Source organism: Mucilaginibacter sp. P4_D1 (genome assembly GCF_056401935.1).
Map to the genome: position 1 here is coordinate 1 of NZ_JBFUIJ010000060.1, position 20,697 is coordinate 20,697.

Annotated in this window: 16 protein-coding genes and 1 pseudogene; 9 read left to right on the forward strand and 8 right to left on the reverse strand. The window is 43.7% G+C overall.

Translation table 11 applies throughout. The annotated features are described in order from the left end of the window. A partial coding sequence (locus AC1DV1_RS28425; RefSeq protein ID WP_477367120.1) for a transposase occupies positions 1-221 on the forward strand: 221 nt, incomplete at its 5' end. Between the two features lie 424 nt (positions 222-645). Here the strand turns inward: AC1DV1_RS28425 and AC1DV1_RS28430 are convergent. Both AC1DV1_RS28430 and AC1DV1_RS28435 read right to left on the reverse strand, forming a co-directional pair. Beyond that, a complete protein-coding gene (locus AC1DV1_RS28430; RefSeq protein WP_477367123.1) occupies positions 646-1,977 on the reverse strand; it encodes a HupE/UreJ family protein in 1,332 nt (443 codons plus the stop codon). A 17-nt stretch (positions 1,978-1,994) separates the two neighbouring features. After that, on the reverse strand, positions 1,995-3,422 hold the full coding sequence (locus AC1DV1_RS28435) for a DUF3500 domain-containing protein (protein ID WP_477367126.1): 1,428 nt from the start codon (positions 3,420-3,422) through the stop codon (positions 1,995-1,997). Positions 3,423-3,950: 528 nt separating this feature from the next. Between AC1DV1_RS28435 and AC1DV1_RS28440 the strand changes: the two genes are divergently transcribed. Further along, the gene (locus AC1DV1_RS28440; RefSeq protein ID WP_477367129.1) at positions 3,951-5,444 is read left to right on the forward strand and encodes a glycosyl hydrolase family 28 protein; all 1,494 of its coding nucleotides are present in this window, start codon (positions 3,951-3,953) and stop codon (positions 5,442-5,444) included. Positions 5,445-5,450: 6 nt separating this feature from the next. On the opposite strand, the gene AC1DV1_RS28445 is transcribed toward AC1DV1_RS28440, so the two are convergent. After that, positions 5,451-8,162 (reverse strand): YncE family protein, encoded by a 2,712-nt coding sequence (locus tag AC1DV1_RS28445; RefSeq protein ID WP_477367132.1) that lies wholly within the window; start codon positions 8,160-8,162, stop codon positions 5,451-5,453. A gap of 155 nt (positions 8,163-8,317) precedes the next feature. Here AC1DV1_RS28445 and AC1DV1_RS28450 point away from each other — a divergent pair, with 155 nt between their 5' ends. Further along, the gene (locus AC1DV1_RS28450; protein WP_477367135.1) at positions 8,318-9,244 is read left to right on the forward strand and encodes a hypothetical protein; all 927 of its coding nucleotides are present in this window, start codon (positions 8,318-8,320) and stop codon (positions 9,242-9,244) included. A gap of 4 nt (positions 9,245-9,248) precedes the next feature. Here the strand turns inward: AC1DV1_RS28450 and AC1DV1_RS28455 are convergent, their stop codons facing one another. Both AC1DV1_RS28455 and AC1DV1_RS28460 read right to left on the reverse strand, forming a co-directional pair. Then, a complete protein-coding gene (locus AC1DV1_RS28455; protein ID WP_477367138.1) occupies positions 9,249-10,124 on the reverse strand; it encodes a glycoside hydrolase family 25 protein in 876 nt (291 codons plus the stop codon). A gap of 49 nt (positions 10,125-10,173) precedes the next feature. Beyond that, positions 10,174-10,566, reverse strand: coding sequence for a group III truncated hemoglobin (locus AC1DV1_RS28460; RefSeq protein ID WP_477367141.1), 393 nt, complete (start codon positions 10,564-10,566; stop codon positions 10,174-10,176). 136 nt (positions 10,567-10,702) lie between these two features. Here AC1DV1_RS28460 and AC1DV1_RS28465 point away from each other — a divergent pair, with 136 nt between their 5' ends. From AC1DV1_RS28465 to AC1DV1_RS28490, 6 genes and pseudogenes are all read left to right on the forward strand, one after another. Next, on the forward strand, positions 10,703-11,140 hold the full coding sequence (locus tag AC1DV1_RS28465; RefSeq protein ID WP_477367145.1) for a MarR family winged helix-turn-helix transcriptional regulator: 438 nt from the start codon (positions 10,703-10,705) through the stop codon (positions 11,138-11,140). Between the two features lie 27 nt (positions 11,141-11,167). Continuing rightward, on the forward strand, positions 11,168-12,433 hold the full coding sequence (locus tag AC1DV1_RS28470) for an MFS transporter (RefSeq protein WP_477367148.1): 1,266 nt from the start codon (positions 11,168-11,170) through the stop codon (positions 12,431-12,433). Positions 12,434-12,530: 97 nt separating this feature from the next. Beyond that, positions 12,531-13,097 (forward strand): annotated as a pseudogene (locus tag AC1DV1_RS28475) (isochorismatase family protein). A gap of 144 nt (positions 13,098-13,241) precedes the next feature. After that, the gene (locus AC1DV1_RS28480; RefSeq protein WP_147052312.1) at positions 13,242-14,102 is read left to right on the forward strand and encodes a YitT family protein; all 861 of its coding nucleotides are present in this window, start codon (positions 13,242-13,244) and stop codon (positions 14,100-14,102) included. Between the two features lie 140 nt (positions 14,103-14,242). Beyond that, on the forward strand, positions 14,243-14,671 hold the full coding sequence (locus AC1DV1_RS28485; RefSeq protein WP_477367151.1) for a VOC family protein: 429 nt from the start codon (positions 14,243-14,245) through the stop codon (positions 14,669-14,671). A gap of 481 nt (positions 14,672-15,152) precedes the next feature. Beyond that, a complete protein-coding gene (locus tag AC1DV1_RS28490; protein WP_477367154.1) occupies positions 15,153-16,367 on the forward strand; it encodes a DapH/DapD/GlmU-related protein in 1,215 nt (404 codons plus the stop codon). 240 nt (positions 16,368-16,607) lie between these two features. Here AC1DV1_RS28490 and AC1DV1_RS28495 read toward each other — a convergent pair whose 3' ends face one another. The 3 genes from AC1DV1_RS28495 to AC1DV1_RS28505 all read right to left on the reverse strand — a co-directional run bounded on the left by AC1DV1_RS28495 (position 16,608) and on the right by AC1DV1_RS28505 (position 20,694). Continuing rightward, entirely contained in the window at positions 16,608-19,076 is a 2,469-nt protein-coding gene (locus AC1DV1_RS28495; RefSeq protein ID WP_477367157.1) for a glycoside hydrolase family 95 protein, read from the reverse strand. A gap of 97 nt (positions 19,077-19,173) precedes the next feature. After that, complete coding sequence (locus AC1DV1_RS28500) at positions 19,174-19,560, reverse strand: acyl-CoA thioesterase (RefSeq protein WP_477367160.1); 387 nt, start codon at positions 19,558-19,560, stop codon at positions 19,174-19,176. Positions 19,561-19,689: 129 nt separating this feature from the next. After that, entirely contained in the window at positions 19,690-20,694 is a 1,005-nt protein-coding gene (locus AC1DV1_RS28505; RefSeq protein WP_477367163.1) for a beta-ketoacyl-ACP synthase III, read from the reverse strand. Positions 20,695-20,697: the final 3 nt, after the last annotated feature.

Sequence of the window (20,697 nt, forward strand, 5' to 3'; positions counted from 1 at the left end):
TAGAAAATCAGTTGCACTGGCAACTGGATGTTGGTTTTGGCGAAGACCACAATACCACACGCAACAGGCAGGCCGCTCAAAACCTGGCAGTCGTCAGAAAAATAGCCTTAAATATTCTGAAAGCTGATAAAACCAGCAAGGCCAGCCTGAAGGCCAAACGAAAAATGGCTGGTTGGAACCATAAATTTCTGTTAACGCTTATCGCTAATAAAAATTTCTAATGCGTCAGCCCTGGTCCAACGCCCCAGGGCAAACGCATCTAAATAGTTAACGGCGATAAGCTGTTATTTGATAATAGCTAACAGAATAAACTTATAGCGTCGATACCTTGTTTTTATTGGCTGATCGTGGTCAAATGACCCAGGCACCAAAGGGACATGTATTGGCCAACAAAAGGCACAAATATTGGATGCGCCTAAATTGCGCGATCAGTTTAGTGTTAACCATGATAAAATATAAAGCATTGATTGTTAAATATTTATAAAAAATATATCCAAAATATGTTAAGTTATGTTAACCCAATTAGATGCGTTTGCTGACCCAATGCCTTATTCAGCACGACTATCACTTTTTAAACTGCCGTGTAATCAGGAACGCAGTACCGGCCCGCTTCAATAACGTTGCCAACCTGCGGCAACTGTTTCATCATGAACGGGCAACACGCCTGTTTACCACGAAGCTTGCCAATGCCAAAATTGCTAACAGTAGGATGGCCCACACGGCTTGTTGCGCTGCTTTATTTACAAAAGCCGAAACAAAATTAGGCGTTTGTGTGGCACGCTCCAGCATCCATGCAGTGGCAATTATACCCGAGATGACAGCGCCGCCAACCCGTACGTACGTATAAACTGACGTTTGGCTTAGTAAAATTAACCACGGAATGGTAATTAAAACAACAAACAGCTGCATTACCTCTATCCCTAAATTAAAGCCTAAAATACTTAGCGCCATAGTACCTGCGCCCAGGTTAAGGTTAGCTAATATGGATGCAAATGCTAAGCCATGTATCAAGCCAAAACCCGCCGCTACAAACATTTCTCTCCCCGGAAAAATGGGTTTTATGGCATGAACCGCAGAAACTAAAATGGAAAATGCAATCAATATTTCTACAGGCTGCGCAGGCAGTTTTAACCAGCCTAAGGCGCCAATGAGCAAGGTAAGAGAGTGGCCAATTGTAAACGACGTAACAATTTTCAATAACCTCAGGATACTGTATTTTGTGCCGCCAAACTTGCCCCATTGCTTGTTTTTTGTCAATAATGCAGCAGGTAACAGCAAAACTATCAAAAACAGCAAATGATCGGTCCCTTCTTTAATATGCTGCATACCTAAGGCGAACATGCTTTTGAAACCCTTAAACCAGCTTCCCTGTTGCAAATTTATTTCCAATGGGTATATCACATTATCTTTGGTATTCCAGCTGATAACCATGGCATCAGCCGAGGGAGCATTTAAATTTCCGGTCTCCCAATCGCTGCGGATGGAGATAAGGGCTGCATGGTTTACAACCTGGTGCATGATCACATCATAATCGAGCATAAATTTCCGGGTACTTTCGCCGGGTTGCGGGACGATAACCACGTTGGCAACTACTTCCCAATAATCGATGCCATTCTCGATATACTTCCCTTTATTCATCCTCAAAGCTACTATTTCAACATTCCAGGGAGCTGTCTTCTTCAAATAAGCGTGTACATGCGCTTTGAGGTATTCTGTTAGCTGGGTCCCGAATTTATCAATAAGCGTTTCGGGGTTTTTAGATATGTTGTTGCCAAAAGCAAGTTCCAGTTCTGATAAGGGCATTTGGAGTTCCAGGGCAACCCTGTTCGGGCTTACATCTAAAAAAACAAGCGTATTGGGCGTTTGATGAGCACTTGAAATGGTTGGCCTTAATGCTGTAACAGCAAAAACGGATACAAAAATAAACAGCCGCCAACTGTTTTTATGGCGACTGTTTATCGAAAAGATGTTATGCATAATTTCTATGATTCTTGTTATAAACCTATGTAATCACGGCTATGATCTCTCATCACAGTGTGGTAGTGAATTCCCGAAAGCACAACACCTGTCTGGCAAATAAACTCTATCCAAACACTTGGCCCGTCTATCCTCACATAATCGGTATTTGTTGTTAAAAATGAACTGGCGGTACCGGCAACAGCAGATGTATTGCTGGCATAGGTAACGTAAGTACTTGCAAGCTCATTTTGATAAATAGTTGTAAATGCGGCGGCAGCAGTAGCATCTACGTCGTTGATCCATGGCATCATGGCTGCCAGTACTTTTGCCTGCGCAGCAGTGCTAAGCGTGCTAACTTTAATTCCCTGTTTAGTGGTTGGGAAAGTGTTAGTAGTAGAGCCAGGTACCATCAGGCAGTCTGAAAAAGTACTGGATATTTTTGCCGAAGCCAGTTCGGTACTGGTGAAAGAACCAAGCATATCCTGCATTGCGGTATGTTCAGACTCCAGCGGGCCGCTATAAGTAGTTCCGCTTAACGTAAATGAACCTTTAGGCTCTACTCCCTGGTGCAAAGGTGTAATACTGGTAACAACACCTGCGTCATAAGTAATATTTTGCGCATAGTGGTGCCCGCCAATCTGCAGCATCCATTTTCCTGTTGTACTTGGGGTGCCCAAAAATGCAATAATATAATTGCCCGAAGAATAGCCTGAAGCGGTTTGGCCCAGGTAGTCATCGGCAGCCATAATTTGTGTAAACTCGTCATAACCTTCGCCGGTTGTTGTTCCGAAAGCTGCCGCTGCAACCGCTTTAGCTGCTGCTAATTGTGTGCTGCTTAAGCTGCTAAATGCCAATCCGTTTCTGCATGAAACCCCGCATGGCAGGTTCGACCATCTTTTTGCATTGGTCAGGTTAAGCGTAAGTACAACAGATGATTGCTGCGACGTGCTAAGCGTTGCTAAAAAAGCGTTGGCTAAGCATACTACTTTTGATGCAATGGTGTTCGAGGTGGAGCAACCCGTTGTTGATGTACTTGCGGCGTCTACCGTAACTGTGAAACTACAGGTTTGCCCGCCAAAGGTAATTGAAAAAGACGCAGTACCTGTTGATGTGGGTGTACCGGCAATGGCGTATGTGATGTTACCCGCCCCGCTGGCCAGTGTTCCCGCGGCTAAAGTTGCCGTTAGGCCGGTAACACCGGTTGAAGAGATTGCGCTACCGGCGGTATAAGCGGCACCATTGCCGCCAGTATACGGTATAGTGGCGCTACCGCTAAATACGGAATTAACTGTTGCTGTTGATGACACCACCGCCGAACCACAGGTTAAAGCCGAAACTGAAGCCGTTGTGGTTGTGGTGGTAGTTGTTGTAGTTCCATCAGTTGAGCTGCTTTTTTTACAAGCTACCAGGATGCAGACCGTCAGTAGCAAGCCTGACCCTACAGAAAGTATTAACTTTTTCATGATTTAATTAATTTAATATTTTGTTATCGTTTACTTATCCGAAAGTATTGCCAATATTTTCTGGACGATAGATGTTATCGATAAACGGGGCTATTGTGGTGATGAAAGGGAGGTAACCGGCGATGTTTGATATAAAATATACCACAAGGGATTTGTTTAATCTGAAAAAATAAGCCCGGGAATTGGAGCTGCAACGATAGTTTGGTTAACCAAAAAAGTAAGCATTAAGTAATAACTAATACTTATGTTTTACGGCCCCGTGGTGTTTAAATATGAACAGATAGCTCATTTTTGCTTGTTTTTAACAGTGATGCGCTAAAAATACCCCCTGTATTTGGCCTGATAACCGCCTTCCTCTTCTTTTTTTTCGGGCGATTTTTATAAAATCTTCAATCGGTAACCATTACCAACCCATTTGCTTCTCTGGATACATCGCAGGGGCGACTGGAAGTTAGGTCTAGGTTGATTTGATGCGAAGATTTGTGCCTCCGCGAGCTATGTGCCGCGAGTTTTAATTATTTATATTTAATGAAAAAAAGAATTATTACACTGCTTGTATTGTTGTTATGTACTGGTAACCTTGTAAAAGCCCAACTGATCACCTATAACGCTCCCAACGGAGCGGCTTTAACAACCGATTTTACTGTCAGAATAAGGCAAAATGGAAAGCAATGGAAAACGGTGCCTACCTATATGGCCAAGGTTGCTAACGTAGTTAATACAAAAAGCGAATATCAGCTTAGTTCTTTCGCTTATTTTGATTTTTCTGGTGTGGTGGAGGTTGCCGTTGCTTATAACAGAGGCACTGTTAAACAAGCCCGGGTAAGGCCGTTGAGTTTTGGCATAACACCGAAATTACAATCAAATGAAGTCAGCTTTTTTTTGGATAAACCCCGGAATCTTTCCATAGAGATAAACGGAGATATATTTCATAACCTGCAGCTGTTTGCCAATCCACTTGAAACTTTCCACCCATCATGGGCCGATGCCAGTATAACCTATTTTGGCCCTGGGATACACAGGGTAGGGGTTTTAAAAGCCCGGTCGAACCAAACTATCTATTTAGCAGGTGGTGCCATTGTACAAGGGCAGATTCTTGTTGATAAGGTAGAGAACGTACGTATCCTTGGTCGTGGAATTTTGACTCAGTTGCCTCTTATACAAAAAGCAGACATTAAGAAAACCAGCCCCTCCGCTATACCCGGTTCCCGTAACGACCAGTTAACCATCACGTTTTCAAAAAACGTTGAAGTAAGCGGGATCATCGTTTTACCACATAAGTACAGTGTGCTTATCGGCCAGTCGACAGGAGTGAAGATCTGTAATTTTAAGTCGTTTAGCTTTGAAGGAAACGCCGATGGTATTGATGTTTTCTGCAGTTTGGATGTTGCCATCAGCGATATCTTTATGAGAAATTCAGACGATTGTATTGCCATTTATGGTCACAGGTGGAATTATTATGGCAACACCAAAAACATAACTGTTGCCAACGCCACGCTTTGGGCAGATGTTGCCCACCCTATATTAATTGGTACCCACGGAGATACAAACAACCCCGATACGCTTGAAAATATGACTTTTAAAAATATCGACATCCTGGAGCAGCACGAGCATCAGATTGATTACCAGGGTTGTATTGCGCTAAATGCGGGTGATAGCAATCTGCTAAACCAATTTAGTTTTGAAAATATCCGGGTAGAAGATTTCAGGGAGGGGCAGCTTGTTAATATCAGGGTAATGTTTAATCACTATTACAATACTTCGCCGGGCAGGGGAATACAAAATGTTTATTTTAAAGATATTGATTTCAAGGGCCGCCATTCCAATATCTCGGTAATTGCGGGTTACGATAATGACCGCCGTATAAAAAATGTTGTATTTGAAAATTTAAAGATTAACGGTATTGGCATTGCCGATGATATGCCCGGAAAGCCTCCTTATTACAAAACAGCAGATATGGCCAATATCCTCATTGGCGAACATACTGATGGTATACGGTTTATCTCGTCAAAAAATAAATAGCCCTGTTTAATCATCATCATCCTTGTCGGCTTTGCCGGTTAATTTTACAGGGTAGGTTTTTTTGCCTTTTGCTGCGTACCATAAAATGCGGTTCAGCATGTCGTCGTTGCCGCCATCAATATGGTCAAACTCCGGTTTTGATGATGCTTTGGCAAAATACAAAGCCTGCCGCTTAAGTACGGCAAGTTTAGGGTTGATGTTATTTAGCGGGATGCGGTTTGGCACAGCGCTGTAAGCGTAGGCAGTTGGCCTGTCGCTAAAGCAACTGAACATGGGCAAGGCGGTTGCATCAATAATATTCATCGGTGGTATGCCCAATATTTGCTCTATCGACCGTACGATGCAAGTTTGGTTATAATTGGTTGATACTGTTTTTTGCAACTGGCTGTACGGACTTACCACAAAGCCTGTTGTACGGTAAGCAGATACGTGGTCCCACCCGGCTTGCGAGTCATCCTCGGTAACAAATATTACGGTGTTTTTCCAGAAACGGCTTTTAGATACGGCCTCAATGATGCGGCCGAGGGCAAGGTCGTTATCTGCCACCATAGCTTCCGGTTTAGGAAGGCCTGGCCGGGTACCTTGCGTATGGTCGGTTGATAGGGCCATTACCATCAGCTCTGGCAATTCATCGCCGGGCTGGTTCTCATAGCCTTTTAATTCGGTGATAAAAGCAGAGGCCCGTATCTGGTCGGTTATTTTTAACTCGTCCGATCCGGGGTAGTTTTGCGATAGCATCGGCCTCACCCTTGATATGGTACTGGTGTTATAAAATTTAAGCGGGATGCCGGCTTTGTAGTTATTGTACATATCCGTCCAGCTTAATTTTTCGTCATAATGGGGTGCCGATGCCTCGCCGTAAATCCTTACTTTTTTACCGTGATCGGCGGCGTTGTTCCATATAAAACCTTTCTTGTCGTACACCAGGGCGTCTTCCTGCACATGCGGGTAGCTGCGGAACCAGGCGCGTACGTTTTTCTCCACGTAGTCGGTAACCATGGCGGCATCAGTCCATTGGTGTCCTTCGGCCGAGCATTTGCCCGATGCATAGTAGTTATCAAGCAACACAAAATCTTTGGCCAGCTTATGCTGATTAGGGGTGATGCTATCGCCATAAATACATAATGAGGGCATTCCTTTACCTTGGGGCATATCGCCTAAAACCTGGTCGTAAGTGCGGTTTTCTTTGATGATGTATAATACGTGCTTAAATACCGATGGTTCGCCGATACGGTCGGGCATTGGTTTTGGGGTGATGTTTTTACGCGGTATCAGTTGTGCTATATCCTGCCTGAAGGTAAGATTAAGCGTTTTTACACGATTGGTATATGTTTTTAATAACTCATCATCCGGCAACGGGATGATAGATACCGTAGCCTTTTCGTGGTGCGAGTTATAAGCGGTAACATCATCAGGTACCTGCGACCCGGCTTTAAACTCTTTGGTGCTTACCCGCGATCCTTCGCCTTCCAGGTTGGTTACAAAAATGGTGTTATCCACAATCAGTAAGCCGCCGGGATAAGCCTCGGTAGGTATAAAGCCTTTAACAACTGTTTTGCCTTTGCCGCCCGCCGATGAAACTGACCCAAGCTGAACTACCGCCACCGCATTATCAAGCCCGTTGGCAACGTACAATGTGTTACCATCGTTACTGAGCGCCAGTGCGTTTGGCGAATCGCCGATGTAGCCGTTTTTATCCTGCATCAACCTTACCGGGACGGTTTCAATCACCTTAAAAGTTGCAGCGTTTATTACCGATAGGTTATCGCTGTTGGCATTGGCAACATATAAAAAGCGATGGCTTTTATCGGCTATGATAACATTGGGGTGTAGGCCAACTGAAATTTCCTTCAATACATTGCCGCTTGCAATATCAAACACCTGTACGCTCCCGGAACTTGTAGCGCCGGTTTTGGGGTCGATATAGGTTTTGCCGTAAGGTACGCCTGCGGTTTCCCGGCCGGTTGTATCGGCAGGTTCGGCACCACCCCAGTTGGTGATGAACAGGCGCTGCCCAACAAGCGCAAGGCCATAGGGCGCTACCCCGGTTGGTTTAGTATAAATAGTTTGTTGGGTGCCCAGGTTAATTTTTACAAGTTGGTTGTTGCCGTTCAAAGCCACATATAAATAATCGGTACCCGCTTCGGTATTGATTAATAATTCATTGGGTAACGCCAATGGTGAGGGCGCAGCGGGCTTAAATTCAAATGCGTTTTTGATGCTGATATCCTGCCCGTTCCATAGGGCTTGCATTACAAATGATTTATGCGAATCGCCATTGGCTGCGCTCCAAAAAATCTGAGTTTCTGTGCCACTTTTATGAACCTTTAAGCCCGAGTAAGTGCTCATCAGGCCATTGTACCGTTTATCCTTGTTATAAGTCCATTGTGCTACGACCTTACTGCCAACCGAATCAATGAGGGTAATGCCGTACCGGTCTTCAACAGCTAAAACCGAGGTTCCAGGGATCAGTTTGATATCAAGACTATGGTTTTCAAAATTGGGATCGCCAAAGCGCACCACTTTGCCGGCCGGGTCAATCAGCCGGTTATATGGCATCATTACAGGCAATATCTTATTATTTAAGGTGCTATCGTCATAGGTACTGTGCATATTGCTTTGTTCCTGGTTGCCCACGGCGCCATCGGTTATAACCGAATGACAGGCAGAAACCATCGTGATCAATAAAGCACAAAAAGATAATGTAGATATTTTCATAGTATAAGATGTTCTGGATGGTGAGGCCTTTCAGCGCTAAAAGTCTTTGATATATAATATGCTTCCGGGGCATATGATGGAGTTGTTGTCTTATCGTTGCGCTTTCTGTTTCCAAACAAATTGCTCATATTTATGCAAGATACTTCCATTCTGTCATGAAAAACTGTGTATTCCTGTGTATGTGTTTAATTGTGTTGTGTGCTTGTTCACATAAAAAGCAACCGTCGGCAGAAACGAAACATGCTGTTAAGGCTAATAAGCCGGCTAAAACTTCAATCATCAATAAGCCGCAATATACAAACCCGTTGTTTAATCAGTATGTGGTATTTATTAAATCTTTAAATTTTACCGATCCTGAAAATGCAACAACGGCTGCAGGGAGATATGTAGAACTATTCAAAGGACAAGCCCCTGCCGCCTGCGATACTGCTTTTTTGATTTTTAGCGCGTACTACGATAAATTGGATAAAACCCTTGATGATATCCATAATGACCGTACCGACCGAAGTGATACCATACTCATGCGTGAAGTTAAGCCAGGTAAACTGCCGGCAAAAGTTGCAAAATACCTGAAGCAATTGAACGATAACGGTTTTACGATTATTATGGAAGAAGGCGACACCTATGTGGGGCAAGACCGGGATTTTATCAGTAAATGGTTTTATGAATCCGTGTCGCCGGTGATGAAGGCCTACCTTGAGCAATTGAATAAGGAAAATAAGGCTGTTTATATGGAAGATGCGTCGATAATTATAAGTGCAAAGCAGCTGGTAGACAGGGAAATATGGTGGGAGCAGTTTGTTAAAGAAAATCCTGGTTTTATAAGTATTACCGACGCTTCGGTTAACCAGAAAAGCTATTTGCAGGCGTTGCTCCAGGGAACCGATAACACCTGGGTTATGGATGACCAAAACCGCCTGAGCGATTATTTTAAAGAAGCCTACAACTACCTGTTGGATAAATACCCCTCATCTGCCGCTGCCAAATTCGTAGCGCCTTACTATGCCTTTTTAAAGGAGGGACATAGGTATCGGGCCGATAGTTTGATGAATGTTTATAAGAAGGAAGGGGTAACAGGGTGATTTTTTACTTCACCAGTAATTTTTCAAATGCAGTAGTATCGCCTTTAAAAATACTCATATCAACCCTTTGGCTAATGCCATTGATGTGGGCCCTGTCCGAGTGTTGCCAAAACTGCCAGTTGGTATTGCTACTCACCTTTAACTGGGGTTGGTAATAGTGGGCAATCCACAGCGGGTACTCGTCAAAATAACCTTCCAGGTAATCCTGGTAAAAGCTCAGGTTGGTGTAAATAATGGGTTTTGCATCCGTTTTGGTTTCTATTTGGTGGATGAACAGCTTAAGCTGAGTACGCATTTTTTCGGGCGTAGTGCGGTATAACTTCTCTACGTCGACAACCATCGGCAGGTCGCCTTTTTCAATTTTTACCGTTTGCAGCATGAATTTAGCCTGCCATAAGCCGCTTTTTTGGGGCAGAAAGAAATGATATGCACCGCAAATAAGGCCGGCCTTCGGGGCCTCGCGCCAGTTGCGCTGAAAATAGGGATCGGTCATTAAAACGCCTTCGGTTGCCTTAATAAAAGCGAACTTAATGTGTACGCCATCCTCGTTCATCTGCTTTACCTTTTGCCAGTTTATTTTGCCCTGGTACGATGATACATCAATGCCATGTACCGTATAATTGGCCGGTATGCGTACGCCAAAACTTTTGTAGGTACGGTAATTGGTGGTTTCGCCGGCATCCAGTATCCATCGCCAGGTTGCAGTTGCCGTTTTTAAAACGTAGCCATAATAAAAGGGCGAAAGCACTATAAGTAGTAAGCCAATAGCGGCAAATATCCATCCTGTAGGAACTGTGGAAGGTGTTTTTTTCTTCGCTGCAGGTTTCCGTTTTACCGGAACTGTGGTTTTGGCAGGTGTTTTTTTAACAGGTGGTGGCACAAGGCAAAATTACTAAAATGCGCCCGCATATTGCCCGGTAAATAAATACCTAAATAATATTAAGCGGATTATTTTTAAAATAGGCTATTTTATATTGAAACATTTCGGCCATTTTACCTGCACGCCATTTGGCTTCATCGGCCTTTTCGCCGGCAAAAAGGCTGTCAACTGTAGCTGTAAATAAATTTAGCCATTCTGTAAAATGCTTTTCGTCAATAGGTAAGCGCGCATGTGGCGGAAACGGGGCGCCATTATAGGTATGTTCCTGCAATAGCAGGGTTTGCCAAAAGGTATACATCTTTTCCAGGTGGGGCGACCAGCCATCGCCTAAGCGCTCGTTAAAAACGGGAGCCAGTAAAACGTCTTCGCCAACTTTATTATAAAAGGTATCAACCAACAGTTTGATATCATCTAATGAAATTATATCGTGTTTTATACCCATGGCTATACCTAATTATTCCACACCAAAGCTACCCAATGTCATATAACACCAATGTAAAAAATAGAGGTAATTCAATAAATGCCTAAAATTTCTTTATATTTGTAAGGTAAACTTACAAGTTTTCTTTATAATAAAAATGACAGATCAAAAAGATATTCAACTGGCGGCCGACCTGCGCACCGTGGTAACCAGGCTTATTAAGGTACTGCGGAAGCATTCGGTAACTGCCGATAAGTTGTCGTTAACCGAACGCTCTACGATTGCCCTGCTTGATCAGCACCAGGAATTGCTGCCTAACGAACTGGCAGCTATGGAAAAAATAACTACGCAAAGCATGTCGCAGATATTGGCCAACCTCCTGCAGCGCGGTTTAATCAAAAGGCGGATCTCGGAAACCGATAAACGTAAAGCCATCATCACCTTGTCTGATCTTGGGCGCGATATGCTACACCAGGTACGTAACGAGCGTAATGCCTGGCTTAATGATGCCATAGCCGCAACCTGTACACCTGAGGAACAGGAGTTGATAAAAAAGGCCATTGGCCCGCTAACAAAAATTGTTGATTTTGAATAAAGTCTTCGTGACGGGGATAGGGGAGTAATGAATATAAACACTTTTAATGCATTTAGAAGCCGGAATTACAGGCTTTATTTTACCGGTCAATCCATATCGTTGGTGGGTACCTGGATGCAGAAAACCGCGGTGAGTTGGGTAATATACTCGCAAACACATTCTAAATTTTTATTGGGAGTTACTCTTTTTGCAAGTCTGTTCCCTTCGTTTTTATTTTCATTTTTGGGCGGGGTAGTTTCAGACAGGTATGATAGGTATAAGTTATTGTTGTTTACCCAGGCAGCATCAATGATGCAGGCTATTTTGCTCACGGCGCTGGTGTTTTTTGGGCGATACGTGGTTTGGGAAATTATCGCTTTAAGCGCTCTTCTGGGTATCATTAATGCTTTTGATGTGCCCGCCCGTCAATCATTGGTTTATGAGATGGTTGACGATAAAGCTGATTTACCGAATGCGCTGGCACTTAACTCATCTATGGTAAACCTGTCAAGACTGGTAGGTCCGGGTATTGCAGGCCTGGTGCTCGAGAAATTTGGCGATGTAATGTGCTTTGGCGCCAATGCCGCCAGCTTTATTGCTGTGATTGGTTCGCTGTTGTTAATGAGGCTGCCCAAATCAAAGCCGAAAGCACATACGCACAACATCTATTTTGAACTTAAAGAGGGCTTTAGTTATATCAAAAGCACACCTTCAATTAAGTTTGTGCTGGTAATGCTGGCCTTAATAAGCCTCATGGTTTTACCCTTTAATACGCTGATACCGGTTTATGCCAAAGATATTTTTAAGGGAACGGCATCAACTTTTGGGGTTATAGATAGCTTGATAGGTTTGGGCGCTTTTTCGGGCGCTATATTCCTGGCCTCAATAAAAGCAGGAGGAGATCTTAAAAAGATATTGGCTGTAAGTACACTAATTTTCGGCGGAGGGTTGGCTGTCTTTTCTCACATCCCTAATTATTACATTGCCCTTTTGTTTGCGGCCATTACAGGTTTTGGGATGATGGCCCAGATTACCATTAGCAATACACTCATTCAAACTACGGTTGATCCGGCTATGCGCGGCAGGGTTATCAGTTTTTATGCCATGGCTTTTTTTGGGATGCAGCCTCTTGGTGGCTTACTGGTAGGGGGCATTTCTCAAAAAATAGGCGTTCCGGATACGGTTTTAGGCGAAGGTCTTGTGGCGCTGCTGCTGGGTTTATTGCAACTGGCGTACCTCAGGAAAATCAGGCTCAAAAAAGCTATCGAAGTAACTTTACAACACCCCCCGGTCAATTCACTAACATCAAACTGATACACACGAATTTCACGAGTTGGATAGAATTTTACGAATTTGATGGACACGAATTGAATGGATACTAACAGCGATAATTGAAATAAATGCAGATAATATGATAACTACCATTGATAAAAATACCGCACTTGTATTAATTGATTTGCAAAAGCCCATTGTGCAAATGCCCACGGCGCACCCTATGAGCCAGGTATTGGAAAACTCGGCTAAGTTGCTTGCCGCTTTTCGCAAGGCAAAACTGCCGGTTGTAATAGTAAATGTTAACCCTGCTGGTTCGGCTGCTTTTGCCACCCGCAGGGATAGTAATCCAAACGCAGGATCAGTACCTGGTCCCGATTTTTTGGATATCGTGCCCGAAATTAAAGTAGGGGACGGCGACATTAGGATAACCAAAAAAACATGGGGCGCTTTTTACCAAACCGCCCTGCATGACGAATTACAAAAACGTGGCGTTACCTAGATTGTGCTGGCCGGGTTGGCCACCAGTATAGGTGTCGAAGCTACCGCCCGCAGCGCTAATGAATTTGCCTATAATATTGCCTTTGCCAGCGATGCCATGAGCGATAGGTTTGCAGATGCACACAATAGCAGTTTTAAATATATTTTCCCGAGGATTGGAGAAGTAGGTACCACAGATGAGATTATTGCTAAACTGGGTCTGTAGGTTTAGCACTTTTGAATAGCCGGAAGTTATGATATTTTAGCTTGGCATCTTATTCTATTTATATTTTGCATCTTAAAACCAACCTGTTCTTAATTATCTGCTTTATTAAAACCCGTTTTAGCGCCGGATAAATTATATTTGGGCATGAAGGTAATGAAGATCATCAAAGAATCAATATCTATTGGGTTGGGTATCCTGGCAGCCGGTTTTGGCCTTAAGGGTTTCCTGTTATCCAGCCATTTTATTGATGGAGGGGTAACGGGTGTATCAATGCTGGTTGCAGATATCTCGGCCATACCCATTTCTTTACTCATTTTTTTAATTAATGTGCCGTTTTTGTGGCTGGGTTATAAAAAGCTTGGGCTGTGGTTTGCCATAAAAAGCACCATTGCCATTGGCTTGCTATCGGTAAGCCTGGTAGTTATTAATTTCCCCGATGTAACGCACGATAAGTTGCTTACAGCGGTTTTTGGCGGCGTATTTATAGGTACGGGCAGCGGCCTGGCCATGCGGGGCGGCGCCGTGCTTGATGGTACCGAGATAGCAGCAGTACTCATCAGCAAACGTACTCAACTGCTAAAGGTGAGCGATTTTATTTTGCTGCTCAACGTAGTGATATTTGGGCTTGCTGCCTTTTTACTGGGCGTTGAGCCAGCTATGTACTCCATATTAACGTATATGGCTGCCGCCAAAATGATAGATTTTATTTTGAATGGTATTGAACAGTATTCGGGCATCACGGTAGTATCTACGCATAGCGAGGCCATTCGCCGGGCAATTACACTTACGCTGGGCAGGGGTGTTACCATTTACCAGGGTAAAAGCGGTTACGGCAAGGATGGCCACGTAAACGACCCTCGGGATATTATTTTTACCGTTGCTACCCGGTTGGAGATTCCATCGTTAAAACAAACCATCCTGCGAATAGATCCCAAGGCATTTATTGTACAGCAAAGCGTGGACGATACCACCGGGGGATTGTTAAAACGCAAAGGATTACATTGATGAAGTTTTGAGTTTTGAGTTGGGAGTTTTTAGTGGGGAAGGAATTGGTTTTGGTAGGGACAGGTTTTCTTTAAATTAAGATTTATTATTTTCGGCTAAACACTCAAAACTCACCACTCAATACTTAAAACTATTATAAGATGAGCAAAATAACACCTTTCCACGTTGCAGTGCCGGTTTATGACCTGGACGAGGCCCGCAAATTTTACCGCGAAGTTTTAGGCTGCGGCGAAGGTCGCAGCGATACTAATTGGACGGACTTTAACTTATATGGCCACCAGTTTGTTATCCACCTGAAACCTAAACCGGTTGATGATACCAAACATCATTTTAACCCGGTTGATGGGCACGACGTACCTGTACCGCATTTTGGTGTGGTACTGGAATGGAATGACTGGGTTGCACTTGAGGCTAAATTAAAAAGCCTAAACGTGAAATTTGTCATTGAACCCTACATCCGTTTTAAAGGCCTGCCCGGCGAACAGGCTACCATGTTTTTTCTTGATCCATCTGGAAATGCGTTGGAATTTAAGGCTTTTAAGGATATGGGGCAACTGTTTGCTGTTTGACTAGTGTCGTGTCAACGATAAATTGACGGATCGTCTTTAGCCCAAAGTCTAAAGTCCTAAGTCGAAACAGAAAAAATTCAACTTTAGACTTACGACTTAATACTGTTGACTTAACACTAGCCCGGGAAACCGCAGTTCTTTTTTGTTGCTTTAATCTATTTAGGGGCTATCAGTTTGTGCCCGGCCGGCATGGGGTGCACGCCGTCCCAAATCCAGGATTCGGCGGGTGCTTTTTTTGAATGGTAACAGCCTACTGACCACTAACATAACATTTGGCTGTGTAAGATATTAGGGGGCCTAATATTCATTTTATCCCCGTAAGCATGTTCTTCAGTTTTAACCGTAGGTAAATTGGATATGTATATGTCTTTAACATCGGCAGGCTATTCAAAAGTTAGATGGATTTCCCTACATTGTAACTGGCTTATGATATCCTTATGGTTTTTATATATTTGGCTATTCACAATTATAGTTGATTATTATGCTAAAGGATTTTTTAAAAAGAACTATTATTTACAGGTTATTTAAGAAATACCGAAGCAGCATCGGCACAATTACCCGAGAGTCAACCACCGATAATACCATCAAAGAATGGATCAAAGCTGGCCGTCCTGCCCCGCCTCCTCATTCCATAAAACTTTCCGTTATAAAGCGATACGCGAGGTTTCATCGAGCTAATATTTTTGTTGAAACAGGAACATATTTAGGTGAAACGACAGCCGCTTGCTTAGATTTTTTTGAACGCTTAGTAACCATTGAGCTTGATGCAAAGCTTTTTAAAAATGCAGTCGATAAATTTAGCGTCCAAAAAAAAATATCTGTCTACCAGGGAGATAGCGGAGATGTGTTGGCTGAGATATTGCCTGGGATTTCAAAGCCCGCATTGTTTTGGTTAAACGGTCATTATTCAGAAGACTTTACCGATAAGGAGAAATTAAATTCACCTATCTTAAATGAGCTTAAGCACATTTTTGCGCATCCAATAAAAAGCCACACAATATTAATAGACGGCGCTCGGTGCTTTACCGGCGAGAATGGTTATCCTACTATCGATTTTCTCAGGGAATTTGTACATAAGCATGATAAACATTTAGTATTTTCTGTCGGCGATGATATAATACGTATTCATTCAGAACTGTTGTCCGATTTAGACATTACCAATAGCGCGATTCTCCCATCAGGAGTCGATCCCGAAAGTTTAATTGGCCATCATATTGAAGTAAGAGAGGGAACTACCGTAGATAAATTTAGCAAAATAGGGAGCTATGTTTACATAGGGAGTCGCTGCGTTGTGACTAAGGCAAATATTGGCAGGTATTGTAGCATAGCAGATAATGTGACAATTGGGCCAGGCGAACATAATTTACGGGCATTGTCAACAAGTGCAATCTTTTACGAAAATATACTGGATGAGTTAACAAAAGGGATTAGTGAGATTGGTAATGATGTTTGGATAGGTGTTGATAGTATTATCAAAAGAGGTGTGAAAATTGGCAATGGCGCAATAATCGGAGCAAACTCCGTGGTAACAAAAGACGTTCCACCATTTGCGATAGTAGTTGGTAGCCCTGCTAAAATATTAAAATTTAGATTTGACCAGGATAAAATAGATAAGCTAACTGCCTCAAACTGGTGGAATCTTGATGTAAATTTAGCCAGGGAGGTTCTTAAAGAGTTGGAGGGAGATTCTTTTTAGTCAGTTGGCCCCAACTTATTAGTACCCCGTTAAACACACCTTCTCCGGCAAATTTGGCTTATAGTTGTCTCCAACGTCCACGACGAGCTCAAAGTTGAATAACAGCTACCCTGTGGCGCTCCGATAATAATGCTTTTCGAAATCTCTCTTTTATTAAATGGCATCGTTGGTTTGTTTTAGCGTTCGTCATTTCTGCACTGTTACTGTTTGTTACTAAGTTTCCGGTTTCGATGGAGCTGGTTAAATTTTTGAGCTGGTTATCTGATACAAAACTCCTTTTTTAGTATTAAAGCTTGTTAAATAGCCATTAGCTGTTTTTACCGACTTTGCCTGTACGCCCGTAATTTTTAACGGTGTGGCTGTACGCAGTTTGCATAAACCGCCGGTTACCGATAAAACCGACGCTGTAACTATCTGCTTGTTTTTCCAGTTCATAGTTAACTGGAAATTGCCGCGTGCCTTTAAGCCCGAAATATGGCCTTCGGCCCAGCAATCAGGGATGGCTGGCAACAGGCTGATCTCGCCCGACTGGCTTTGAACCAGCATTTCGCACATGCCGGATAATGCCCCGAAGTTGCCATCTATCTGGAACGGCGGATGCGCATCAAACAAATTGGCGTATGAACCGCCGCCATTGGAATAATTGGTTTTTGATGACCCAGTGAGCCTTAACAGGTAATGGATCATTTTATAGGCGTGGTTACCATCAAGTAATCGGGCCCAAAAGTTAATTTTCCAGGCCAGGCTCCACCCGGTGCCTGCATCCCCTCTAAGCTCCAGCGTTTTTTTTGCGGCTGCTGCAAGCTCCGGGGTTTCGATAGGAGAGATCTCATGGCCGGGAAATACGGTGAATAAATGTGATACGTGCCTGTGATGCGGATCTGTATCTTCCCAATCCTTATACCATTCCTGAAGGTTTCCTTTTTTGCCGATGTGCAGCGGATATAATTGCTTGCGGCAGGCAATCACCGAATCGCGAAAAGCCTTGTCTGTGCCTAACCGGCCTGCGGCATCTATCACATTGGTAAACAAATCCCAGATGATGGCCATATCCATGGTTGTAGCTACAGATACGGTACCTTGTTTGCCTTTATCGTCAATAAAACTATTCTCGGGCGATAGGGAAGGGGCAGTTACCAGGTAGCCCTTGTAAGGCACCAAAAAATCCATACAAAAATGGGCAGCACCCTTCATAAGCGGGTATGCAGTATCCTTAAGATAGGCCTTGTCGTTTGTAAACTGGTAATGCCACCACAAATGCTGCGATAGCCATGGCGATCCCATTGTCCAGTTGGCCCACATAGGGTCGCCGTGGCCTAAATCGCCAACCGGGTTTGATAATGCCCATATATCGCTGTTATGGTGCACCGCCCAACCCCGGGTATGGTAAAATTCTTTGGCTGTTACCTGGCCGGTAACAGCCGCGTTTTTTATGAAGTTGATAAAAGGCAATTGCATTTCCGATAGGTTTGCCGCCTCGGCAGGCCAGTAGTTCATTTGCACATTAATATTGGTGGTATAATTTGAACTCCACGGCGGCCGGACCTCTTTGTTCCAGATACCTTGCAAATTAGCCGCAGGCCCGCCCGGGCGCGAGCAGGAGATCAGCAAATACCTGCTAAACTGGAAATATAATGTTTCAAATGATGGATCTTTAGCCCCTTCTGAATAGTTAAACAGCCGCTCGTCTGTTGGTACCAATGCGCTCTTATCATCGGCGGGGGCGGCGAGGTTAAACGCTACCCGATTAAAATATTTATGGTAATCGGCATAATGATGTTGCAGCAATGCCGGCCAACTATATTTTATGGCTTTTTCCAAATAGTCTGTAGCTAATTTATGCTCATCCTTACCTTCGGCATCCGGGCATTTATCGAAGCCGTTAAAGCTGGTAGCAGCCGATAAAAAAACAGTTACATCGGTTGCGTTCTTCACTGTAATGCCGTTGGTATTGGCGCTTACTACCCCATCTTTATTAATAACTTTTACCTGTAACTCATAGCGCATTCCACGACAACCGGGTTTGTCATTGAGGGCAAGCGTATCTTTCAAGTTGACATAACTGGGCTGCAGATGTGCCGGGGCTTGCCCCTTCATTAAAATTTGGTTGTTGGATATAACAACGTTCTGGTATTTTAGCTGGTTGCCGGTGCCCAGGGTGAAATTTAATTGCCCGGTTTTATTTGCGGTAAACCGGATAGCGATAACCTGGTCGGGGGTCGAGCTGATAATTTGCCTGGTATACTCTACACCATCGATTGTGTAACGGGTTGTGGCAATAGCATTACTGATATCCAGGTCGCGGTAGTAAGCCGTGGGGATAGTATCTTTTAATTGTTGGGTGATGGTCAGATCGCCCAGCGGCAGGTACGATTCTGAGTAGTAGCCCTGCATTTTTTTTGCATACTCATTAGCCTGTGCATAATCTTCATTTTTTAACAGCGCTTCCCTTGCCAGCAGTAAATTGTCATAAGCCTGCGGGTTTACGTTGGTGCGTACGGGGCCACCGGTCCATAAAGTGGCTTCGTTCAGCTGGATAAGTTCTCGGCCTACCCGGCCAAATACCATGGCACCCAGTCGTCCGTTGCCTAAAGGCAGGGCCTCTGTCCACACCTTTGCGGGTTGCTTATACCAAAGTTTTAAATTTTGCTGGCAAAAGGCAGTTAATGGCGCCAGCGCTATTAATAAGATTGCTGTTTTTTTGTTCATGAAGCCGATGTGCAGATTTATAAGCAACTAAATTATAAAACTTAATTGGCTTTAAACAGGCAATATTATCAGCGCTATTTACATAAAAGGTACCTTATTAATCTACAACCTTTACCGGGTGTTTATGCTCGTCGATAGCCACAAATGTAAAAGTGCCGGTAATGGCCTTTTCGCGCACAAAAGAGTACATTTCTTCGATAAAGATCTCGACCAACACCTTCATACTGGTATTGCCAATATGCGATACGGAGCCCACCAGTTCGATAATGGTACCCGCCGGGATAGGCTTATTAAAATCAATCCTGTCAGATGATACGGTAACCATTCTTTTTCGTGTAAAACGGGTAGCGGTTATAAACGCTACTTCATCCATCATGGCCATAGCCGAACCGCCAAACAGCGTATCGTAATGGTTGGTGTTATTAGGAAACACGGTTTTAAAAATGCGTGTTTCTGATGCTTTTATTCTTTCTTCGATGGTCATGGAGTCAACAAATATCAAAAGGCCTGTCATGCTGAGCCTGTCGAAGCATAGCAGGCTAAGGCCTCTCCGCGCGTCCTTCGACAGGCTCAGGATGACAGCCCCGTCATTGTTATATGATTTTAAATTACCTTACGCTTTCCTCAAGGTGCCCCACTTTAACAGGGTTGCGCCCCATGAAAAGCCGGCGCCAAAGGCAGTAAAAATAACGTTATCGTTGTGGTTAAAATCGTCTTTAAAATCCCAAAGGCAAAGTGGTATGGTGGCTGCTGTAGTGTTACCGTACCTGTCGATATTTACCTTAACACGGTCCTCGGGTAAGCCAAGGTTTTCGCCAACGGCATGGATGATGCGGTAATTGGCCTGGTGAGGTATCAGCCAGTTTACATCATCAATCGTCATATCGTTGCGTTTTAATACCTCGGTACACGTTTCTGTCATGCCTTTAATGGCTGCCTTAAATACAATCCTGCCTTCCTGGCGAATGTAGTGCTGATTAGCCTCAACAGAATCGACAGTAGCCGGAATTTTTGAACCACCGCCAGGTACCAGCAGGTATTCGCGGCCATGGCCATCAGTTTTAAAAACGCTGTCAATTAGGCCTATATCCTCGGTAGTGGGCTCCAGTAAAACAGCACCGGCACCATCGCCAAACAATATACAGGTATTGCGGTCTTTATAATTAATGATAGCACTGTTTTGGTCGGCGCCAATTACAATTACTTTTTTGTATCGGTTGCTTTCTACCAGGCTCGCACCAAGTGTGTAAGCGTATAAAAAACCACTGCAGGCAGCGTTAACATCGGTAGCCCAGGCATTGCTTAAACCAACCTTATCGCAAACAATGCTGGCGGTTGATAAAAGCAGGTGATCGGGGGTTGATGTAGCTATAATAAGGCAATCAATTTCTTCTGCAGAAACACCTGTATTTTCTAACAAATTTTTCACAGCAGCAACGGCCATATCCGAGGTGGCAAGTGTAGGGTCGGTTAAAATCCTTCTTTCCTTAATTCCTGTACGTGATATGATCCAATCGCTGTTTGTATCAACCATCTTCTCTAAATCACTGTTACTTAATATATTATCCGGAACAAACCCCCCAACCCCTGTAATAACCGCGTTACTTTTTAATCTCATAAA

Bases quoted from the DNA above. Each gene is read 5' to 3' on its own strand.
- AC1DV1_RS28430 (WP_477367123.1), bottom strand. From the start codon at position 1,977: ATGCATAACATCTTTTCGATAAACAGTCGCCATAAAAACAGTTGGCGG.
- AC1DV1_RS28435 (WP_477367126.1), bottom strand. From the start codon at position 3,422: ATGAAAAAGTTAATACTTTCTGTAGGGTCAGGCTTGCTACTGACGGTC.
- AC1DV1_RS28440 (WP_477367129.1), top strand. From the start codon at position 3,951: ATGAAAAAAAGAATTATTACACTGCTTGTATTGTTGTTATGTACTGGT.
- AC1DV1_RS28445 (WP_477367132.1), bottom strand. From the start codon at position 8,162: ATGAAAATATCTACATTATCTTTTTGTGCTTTATTGATCACGATGGTT.
- AC1DV1_RS28450 (WP_477367135.1), top strand. From the start codon at position 8,318: ATGAAAAACTGTGTATTCCTGTGTATGTGTTTAATTGTGTTGTGTGCT.
- AC1DV1_RS28460 (WP_477367141.1), bottom strand. From the start codon at position 10,566: ATGGGTATAAAACACGATATAATTTCATTAGATGATATCAAACTGTTG.
- AC1DV1_RS28465 (WP_477367145.1), top strand. From the start codon at position 10,703: ATGACAGATCAAAAAGATATTCAACTGGCGGCCGACCTGCGCACCGTG.
- AC1DV1_RS28470 (WP_477367148.1), top strand. From the start codon at position 11,168: ATGAATATAAACACTTTTAATGCATTTAGAAGCCGGAATTACAGGCTT.
- AC1DV1_RS28480 (WP_147052312.1), top strand. From the start codon at position 13,242: ATGAAGGTAATGAAGATCATCAAAGAATCAATATCTATTGGGTTGGGT.
- AC1DV1_RS28485 (WP_477367151.1), top strand. From the start codon at position 14,243: ATGAGCAAAATAACACCTTTCCACGTTGCAGTGCCGGTTTATGACCTG.
- AC1DV1_RS28490 (WP_477367154.1), top strand. From the start codon at position 15,153: ATGCTAAAGGATTTTTTAAAAAGAACTATTATTTACAGGTTATTTAAG.
- AC1DV1_RS28495 (WP_477367157.1), bottom strand. From the start codon at position 19,076: ATGAACAAAAAAACAGCAATCTTATTAATAGCGCTGGCGCCATTAACT.
- AC1DV1_RS28500 (WP_477367160.1), bottom strand. From the start codon at position 19,560: ATGACCATCGAAGAAAGAATAAAAGCATCAGAAACACGCATTTTTAAA.
- AC1DV1_RS28505 (WP_477367163.1), bottom strand. From the start codon at position 20,694: ATGAGATTAAAAAGTAACGCGGTTATTACAGGGGTTGGGGGGTTTGTT.